The sequence below is a fragment of the Streptomyces albidus (ex Kaewkla and Franco 2022) genome (assembly GCF_013870515.1).
In the GTDB taxonomy this organism is placed as follows: domain Bacteria; phylum Actinomycetota; class Actinomycetes; order Streptomycetales; family Streptomycetaceae; genus Streptomyces; species Streptomyces albidus.
Genome location: NZ_JACBXA010000320.1, coordinates 1 through 5,582 on the forward strand (window position 1 = coordinate 1; position 5,582 = coordinate 5,582).

Genomic DNA, 5,582 nt, shown 5'->3' on the forward strand with positions numbered 1-5,582 from the left:
ACGACGTCGGCGAGGAGGTCGATGACGTCTTCGGCGAACCGGCCGCTGCTTCGGGCGGCCTCCTCGCGGCGCTGCGCGATGTGGCGAGCGAGGAGCGCCTCGATCACGGCTGCCGTGTCGCGGTCAGGATCGAGGCCCAGCGTGCCGGCCTCCGGCACCCCTTCGCGCACGTGAGCGCTCGGCCGACGCTGCATGGCGGCTCCTTCCCAGAGGTTCAGCCCGACAGAGCACAACCGAAGACGATCACGAACAGCGATGAGGAAACTACGGAGAGTTTTTCAGCCCGCGTGCGGACGCGCATTTCAGAGCCGCAGATGCACGAGCAGGCAGGAAGTGCAGGCATTCACCGGCGAGAGGAGGGCACCCGAAGTGAGGAAAACGGCATAACACGCGAAAGGCAGATAAATGTCGTGGGGCAGGAAGCAGACCGGAGGTGACCGGCTGCCCTGGAGGACCCAGGGGATCGTGGCCGTCGGCACTCTCCGTCGCAAGATCGCCGAGGGTACGCGAGCCGTCGGCCGTACGGGCAGAGCCGTCCCTGATCTGCCGCGCGAGGGGAGCGAGACCGCGATGCCGGACGTGGGCGGCGCGCACCGAACCGCAGACCCGCACGAGAGAGGTGGCCGTGCCTCATGAGTGACACCACGCAGGGCACCCGACGCGACGAACTCTTCAGCGACTTCGCGCACGCCGTGAACCTTCCCGCGGGCCAGCTGGAGCACTGGCTGGAGACGAAGGAGTCACGGAACGCGGGCCGGCACAAGGGCCAGAGCGAGAGCCACGGTCACGCCACCGGGCGGCGCATCGTACGGCTGCTGCGGACCCGCAAGGCCGACTTCACCGCCGATGACCTCGTACACATGCGCAAGATCATCCACCACATCGACCGGCAGCTCAGGCACCGGCCGCGAGGTGACGTGAGCGACACGGAGTGGCGCTTCTCGCTCATGAACTGGGGACACGATCCGCAGCGCTGACCCCGCCGCACACCGGCCGGCCTGTCCCGTGCCGGAGTGGTGCGTGCCCGGTAGCGCCAGGGTGTGTCCGCCAGGCGGGCCTTTGCTCCCCCCTAGGCGAGGATGGACTCATGCTGCTCGCTGACATCGCCCGTACCTCCCGGGAGATCGCGACGGCCTCCGCCCGCAAGGAGAAGGTGGCGTTGCTCGCGAGGCTCTTCCGCACGGCCTCCCCGGACGAAGTGCCCCTGGTCGTCACGTACTTGGCGGGGCGGCTCCCGCAGCGCCGCACCGGCGTGGGCTGGCGCACGCTTTCCGAGCGCCATCCGGCCTCCGCCGCCCCGCAGTTGACCATCGCGGAGGTGGACGAGTCACTGGAGCGCATCGCGGCCGTCAGCGGCAAGGGCGCCCAGGCGGAGCGTGGACGGCTGGTGGGAACGCTGATGTCGGCCGCGACCGAGGAGGAGCAGCACTTCCTCTTCCGGCTGCTCACAGGCGAGTTGAGGCAGGGCGCGCTCGACGCCTTCGCGGTCGAGGGCCTCGCCCAGGCCGTCGGCGTGCCTTCGGACCAGGTGCGGCGTGCGGTGATGTTCGGCGGATCGCTGGGTGCGGTCGCCCGCGCCCTGCTGGCCGAAGGCCCCGACGCCCTGGGCGAGTTCCAGCTGCGCACCGGCCGCCCGGTGCTGCCGATGCTGGCGCAGAGCGCGAAGGACGTACTGGAGGCACTGGACCGGCTCGGTCCGTGCGTCGTGGAGGAGAAGCTGGACGGCATCCGTGTTCAGGTGCACAAGGACGGCGGGAGCGTGGGGGTCTACACGCGAACGCTGGACGACATCACCGACCGCCTTCCCGAACTGACGGACGCCGCCGAGGCGTTGAGCGCTCAGCAGGCCGTCCTGGACGGAGAGGTGATCGCCCTCGACCAGCAGGACAGACCGGTCGCGTTCCAGGAGCTCTCCCAGCGTGTGGGTTCACGCGTCGACGTTCCCGCCGCGCGGGCGACTCTGCCTGTGACGGCCCGCTTCTTCGACCTGTTGTCCGTGGACGGCCGCGACCTGGTCGACCTGCCCGTACGGGAGCGGCACGAGGTCCTCGCCGAGGTCGTGCCCGAGTCGTTGAGGGTGCGGCGGCTGGTCGTCGACGCTCCGCAGGACGCCGCGCAGCGTGCCGCGGCGGAGCACTTCGCACGCGACGTCCTGGAACAGGGCCGTGAGGGCGTCATGGTGAAGGCTCTGGATTCCGCCTACAGCGCGGGGCGGCGCGGCACGTCCTGGCTGAAGGTGAAACCGGTCTTCACGCTGGACCTTGTGGTGCTGGCCGCGGAATGGGGACACGGTCGCCGTACGGGAACGCTCTCGAACCTGCATCTGGGCGCACGGCGGCCCGACGGCGGCTTCGCGATGCTCGGGAAGACCTTCAAGGGGCTCACCGACAAGCTGCTGGCCTGGCAGACGGGGCAGTTGCGCGACCTCGCCGAGAGCGAGCATCCCTGGGGCGTGACCGTACGGCCCGAACTGGTCGTGGAGATCGCCTTCGACGGGCTGCAGCGCTCCACCCGCTACCCGGCCGGGGTGACCCTGCGCTTCGCCCGCGTGGTGCGCTACCGCACCGACAAGACCACCGCGCAGGCGGACACCGTCGACGACGTCCTCGCGCTGCGCCGGTAGGCGGCGGAGCCGCCTCAGCGGGGCGCGGCACGAGGACGTCAGGTGCGGTGCGTCAGCGCACGGACGGGGTTCGGCGGACCGGTCAGCCGCGCGGCACGACCATCGACAGGACGGACGGCATCTTCGCCCAGTCCGAGGTGGTGAAACTGGCGTGCGACGCGGCGAGTTGGGTGACCCGGTCGCGGGCCTCCTGCTCGGTGGGGCTGCTGCCGTCGATCTCCGGCGCGACCTTGTGGGCGTCCGTCATGACCACGAGGTAGCCGCGTTCCCTGTACCAGGCCGTGTCGATCTCGCCGCCCGCGAAGGTGGAGGCGTCACCGTCGAAGAGCACGAACCAGGGGCGCAGCGCCTCCTCGTACCGTTCGGTGCGCGGGTCGCCCTTCTCCGCACCGTGCACCGCGGGGAAGGCACCGGCGTCGCCGAGCGTGCCCTTGGCTGCCAGGTCCTTCAGGTGGGAGCCGTACTCCTCGTCCGTCCACAGGTCGTCGGCCGGGTTGCCCTCCTCGACGGTGCCGGGGATGAGTTCGAAGACGAACTTGCCGGCCATCGCGTCCCGGTCGGGCCAGCCGCCGGCTCCCACCGCCTCGTCCAGAGTGGCGTGCTCCCCGACGACGTCGGAGGGGCGCAGGAGCGCGTCGCCCAGCTTCTCGCTGAGCAGGGCGTCCAGTTCGTCCGGGCCGCGGTCGGCCTTGTTGTAGAACCCGTCCTTCATCTCGACCTTGATGAGTACGGGCGGGTGTCCGGGGTGGGCGTCGTGCCACGCGCGCATGTCCGCGAGGCAGCCGTCGAGGCCCTTGTCGCGCTTCTTGCTGCGCAGTTCGGCCGCCGAGCCTGCGTTCTCGCAGTTGTTGTCGTTGCCCGTCGGGTTGCTGTGGGACACGCGCCAGCCACTGCCGACGATGTTGGTCCACACGTCCAGTTCGAGAAGCGACGCCCCCGTGTCGAGGGCGTCGGCGAAGTACTCGTATTTGTCCTTCTCGTAGGCGTTGTGGACTCCTACGGCGGTGGTCTCCGCGTAGGAGGAGGCAGCCGCCTCGGGTTCTGCCTGCGCTGAGAACGGGCTGGCCAGAGCGGTCGCAGCCGTGACGATGGCGGCCACCGGTATGGCGACGGCCAAGCGGGATCTGCTCATGGGCTGATACCTCGGTCTGTGGGGGGGCCAAGTGGGCATCAGCGTAGAGCGGTTCACGTACCAGGGGTACGGCTCACGGGAAACGAGCCGGACGAACTCGCGGGGAGCACGGCTGCGTCCGAGGCACGGAACTGGCCCCCTGCCGACGGAGACCGGCAGCAGGGGGCATCACTTCCGATGCGGGCGGATTCAGCGGCGGCGGCGCTTGGAGCGGTCGAGCGCGGCGACTCCGAGTGCCGCGAGAACCAGCTGGACGAGCCATTCGATCCAGTCGACGCCCTTGGTGTCGCCCACACCGAAGTAGTTGGCGAGAGCGGACCCGATCAGGGCGGCGACGATGCCGACCCCGATCGTCAGCAGGATGCCGACGCGCTGACGCCCGGGAACGATGAGCCGCCCCAGCACGCCGATCACGATGCCGATGACTATGGCGCTGATGATGCCTGAGATCTCCATGATCTCCCCTTGTCGGTCGTCGTGTTCCCTTCTCTTGCCCACAACGGGACGGCGCAGTCAACGCAGTTACGCCCGGTACGGATCCACGTCCGGAACCCGCCGGTCGAGGGGGCTGAAGGGTGCGAGACTTTCCCCGTACGGAGAGGAGTTCCAGCAGGTGGACGCACTGATCCCCCGCCCTCCGGCGCGACTCGGGCCGGGTGCGGTGCACCGGCCCGGCTGGCTCCCCAAGGAGCAGCAGCGGCAGCTGGTCACCGCCTGCCGCGAGTGGGCGGCCGGCCCGGTTCCGCTGCGGCACACCCGGCTGCCGAGAGGCGGCGTGATGTCGGTGCAGACGGTGTGCCTCGGCTGGCACTGGCAGCCCTACCGGTACACCCGCACCGCCGGCGACGTGAACGGAAGCCGCGTGGCCGCCTTCCCCGAGTGGCTGGCCGAGCTCGGCAGGCGCGCCCTCGCCGACGCATACGACGACCCGGACGCGGGCGAGGGATACGACCCCGACACCGCTCTGATCAACTTCTACGACGGCCGGGCGAAGATGGGCATGCACCAGGACAAGGACGAGCAGTCCGGTGCACCGGTCGTCTCGCTGAGCATCGGCGACACGTGCCTCTTCCGCTTCGGCAACACCACGACGCGCGGCAGGCCCTACACCGATGTCGAGCTGGCGTCCGGGGACCTCTTCGTCTTCGGCGGCCCGTCACGCTTCGCGTACCACGGCGTGACGAGGGTCTTCGAAGGAACGGGCGACCCCGCTACGGGCCTGGCGTCGGGCCGGCTGAACATCACTCTGCGGGTCACGGGTCTCACGGACTGACCGGGACGATGTGTAAGACGGGCCCCGCCTGCCTACTCGGACCCCATGAACGCGAAGCACCCGGATCCCGAGGACCCGGAAGATCCCCGGCACACGCCCGGACTCGAGCCGGGCGGTGAGGTGCCGCCCGGCGAGACGCCGCCGGGAGAGGACAGCACCGGAGGCGCAGGCCCCGACGAGCGCCACAACCCCGCCAAGGGCTGGGCCAAGGCGCCGGTGATCATTCTGGCGGTGCTGGTGCTGTTCTTCGTCGTCTACTTCGTGGCCTGGGCCGTGGAGCTGTGAGCCGGTAACCGGAGCGCTGGCCGGGCAAGAGAGCTGAGCCGAAGCGCGGCCGGGCAGGAGCTGAGGCCGCGGGCGGACAAGCGCATCCCTTCCCGCTTGTCCGCCCGCGGCCTCTTCACGTACAGCACCTCACATGCGGCTACGCCGCCTCACGCCCCTCACGGAGGAGGCGGCGCGGGCTGCGGCTCGGGCTCCGGCGGTACGGGCTCCGGATCGCAGCAGGTGCCCTCCGGTTCCTCGGTCTGCCGCTCGGGCTCCACCAGCGGCTG

8 protein-coding genes are annotated in these 5,582 nt (G+C 70.2%); 5 read left to right on the forward strand and 3 right to left on the reverse strand.

Features of this window, described 5'->3' with window-relative positions; translation table 11 throughout:
* Window positions 1–194 (reverse strand): hypothetical protein (locus tag H5J26_RS27790; protein ID WP_181768721.1); only part of this gene is annotated, 194 nt, incomplete at its 3' end.
* 211 nt (window positions 195–405) lie between these two features.
* On the opposite strand from H5J26_RS27790, the gene H5J26_RS27795 reads away from it, so the two are divergent.
* From H5J26_RS27795 to H5J26_RS27805, 3 genes are all read left to right on the forward strand, one after another.
* Window positions 406–636 (forward strand): hypothetical protein, encoded by a 231-nt coding sequence (locus H5J26_RS27795; protein WP_181768722.1) that lies wholly within the window; start codon window positions 406–408, stop codon window positions 634–636.
* On the forward strand, window positions 633–977 hold the full coding sequence (locus H5J26_RS27800; RefSeq protein WP_181768723.1) for a DUF3140 domain-containing protein: 345 nt from the start codon (window positions 633–635) through the stop codon (window positions 975–977). Before H5J26_RS27795 ends, H5J26_RS27800 begins: the two co-directional genes overlap by 4 nt.
* A 110-nt stretch (window positions 978–1,087) precedes the next feature.
* A complete protein-coding gene (locus H5J26_RS27805; protein ID WP_181768724.1) occupies window positions 1,088–2,623 on the forward strand; it encodes an ATP-dependent DNA ligase in 1,536 nt (511 codons plus the stop codon).
* A gap of 82 nt (window positions 2,624–2,705) precedes the next feature.
* On the opposite strand, the gene H5J26_RS27810 is transcribed toward H5J26_RS27805, so the two are convergent.
* Both H5J26_RS27810 and H5J26_RS27815 read right to left on the reverse strand, forming a co-directional pair.
* The gene (locus H5J26_RS27810; RefSeq protein WP_181768725.1) at window positions 2,706–3,755 is read right to left on the reverse strand and encodes a phosphatidylinositol-specific phospholipase C domain-containing protein; all 1,050 of its coding nucleotides are present in this window, start codon (window positions 3,753–3,755) and stop codon (window positions 2,706–2,708) included.
* Window positions 3,756–3,944: 189 nt separating this feature from the next.
* Window positions 3,945–4,211 carry a GlsB/YeaQ/YmgE family stress response membrane protein gene (locus H5J26_RS27815; protein ID WP_181768726.1) on the reverse strand — a complete coding sequence of 89 codons (267 nt, stop codon included), beginning with the start codon at window positions 4,209–4,211 and terminating at the stop codon, window positions 3,945–3,947.
* 157 nt (window positions 4,212–4,368) lie between these two features.
* Between H5J26_RS27815 and H5J26_RS27820 the strand changes: the two genes are divergently transcribed.
* The gene (locus H5J26_RS27820) at window positions 4,369–5,028 is read left to right on the forward strand and encodes an alpha-ketoglutarate-dependent dioxygenase AlkB family protein (RefSeq protein ID WP_181768727.1); all 660 of its coding nucleotides are present in this window, start codon (window positions 4,369–4,371) and stop codon (window positions 5,026–5,028) included.
* A 45-nt stretch (window positions 5,029–5,073) separates the two neighbouring features.
* A complete protein-coding gene (locus H5J26_RS27825) occupies window positions 5,074–5,313 on the forward strand; it encodes a DUF6480 family protein (protein WP_181768728.1) in 240 nt (79 codons plus the stop codon).
* Window positions 5,314–5,582: the final 269 nt, after the last annotated feature.